Source organism: Rahnella sp. BCC 1045, from assembly GCF_019049615.1.
Taxonomy (GTDB): domain Bacteria; phylum Pseudomonadota; class Gammaproteobacteria; order Enterobacterales; family Enterobacteriaceae; genus Rahnella; species Rahnella contaminans.
Genome location: NZ_JAFMOZ010000048.1, coordinates 1 through 1,609 on the forward strand (window position 1 = coordinate 1; position 1,609 = coordinate 1,609).

Annotated in this window: 2 protein-coding genes; both read right to left on the minus strand. The window is 36.9% G+C overall.

Features of this window, described 5'->3' with window-relative positions; all coding sequences use genetic code 11:
- The coding region (locus tag J1782_RS00290) for a hypothetical protein (RefSeq protein WP_371819698.1) at positions 1-654 on the minus strand (654 nt) is incomplete at its 3' end.
- On the minus strand, positions 651-1,609 hold a 959-nt coding region (locus J1782_RS00295), incomplete at its 5' end, for an N-acetylglucosaminidase (protein WP_217151905.1). The genes J1782_RS00295 and J1782_RS00290, both read right to left, overlap by 4 nt.

Sequence of the window (1,609 nt, forward strand, 5' to 3'; positions counted from 1 at the left end):
ATTTAATACTGACTCTCTTGTGGAACCTATGTGAGCCCCTCGACTAGTGATGGTTCTTCCATTGGTTAATTTCATTGTTGATATTCTGTAATCATCAAAATCTCTATTTTTAATCGCATAATTTGTATTTGAGGTAATAAGATTGAAGTCAGGGTATGCTCGATAGAATGCTTTATAGGGTGTAGTGCCTGTAGTTATGAAGTAATGTTCATCAGATTCCTGATTTTCTTGGTATTGCCCCCATGACTTATAAAAAGTTTCAAATGAAGAATCTAGTGCCACTTGTCCTTTAGTTGTGTAAATAAAGAAGTCATTCTTATTAATCTTAATTATATTCGAGGTGGTCTCGTTTATAAGGTTGGATGAGAGCATCCATCCACTTACTATCCCGCCTCCTTTGTTGATATAGCTTATAAATTCAAATCCATTATACGCCATGTAACTGGTAACTTTATCACCCCTTATGAGGAAGAGATCTTTCTCTTTGCAGTCATTCGTTGGCGATAAATAGAAGTAACTTCTTTTTGCAGTTTGTACTGTCTTCGAATAAACAGTCCCATTGTCAGCAAAGTTAGAGTTGAAGTCAATTGCAGGGCACTTTGCTAAAGTTAAACAAGAAAATAACTGTAGCATTAAAAATGTTATTGTTTTCATTTGTTAGAGTTCTCTTTGTTGTATACAGGAACTTCAAAATAAAGAGTAGAGTTCGGAAATAAGTCATATCGACTTTTTATTTTTTCAACTTGTTGTTTAGTCCATGTAATATCACTTGCATATTGATGTGATGCGGGTGATTGGGGGTTCCAACGCATTTTGTAGAGTGTATTTTGCTTATAAGTTGGATTATTAATGAATTGATTAGATATCCATTGTGCACCACCATCAATTGCTGCATCAACTGTGAACCATTTGCGTGCGTATGCCAGTTTCGCTCCATCTTGAGGCCTTGCATCCGAAACACCGATTCCATACATGTTATGTACTGTCTTACCCTCATAGGTTTTTCCGACTGCAAACCTCGAAGTGCCATTTCCTGTTTCTAATAAGGCATGAGCAACAAGATACGCTTCACTGATATTGTATTTTTTTCCAGCCTCAATGAAGACAGATGCCTTACCATCAAAAACTCCTTTCCCGCTAAGGAAGTTGTTCATCTCTGTTTCTGATATGCCCAATGGAGCTGAAAGGTCTAAATACTGATAGAAATCATCCCCATTCATATGATTTTCAGGGTCTACATATGAACGCACGTCGCTTCGTGAAGCTATAATCGTATTCCCAATTTTAGGTGCTGATGGGCCTGTGAGCTGCATTTGTTTGTCAACGGCTTGATCTAAGGTTAAATCATAATAGGCATATTCAACCACTCTTTTTTCTTTTTCCATTAAAGCATTTAAGAAAACGACCGGATGCATATGCCAAACACCGCTATTCCCTTTTATACTTTTTACTTCGGCCATCCATGAAAGACTATCGATGAGACTTTTATTCAATGTTGCATGTTGTGGATCGAAATCAGTCATATCCTTTAAAGGTTTGTTCCATATTGCTGAACCGCTTTTGTAAAACCACTCTGAAGGATGTTTTACGATTAACATATTCAGTTGCG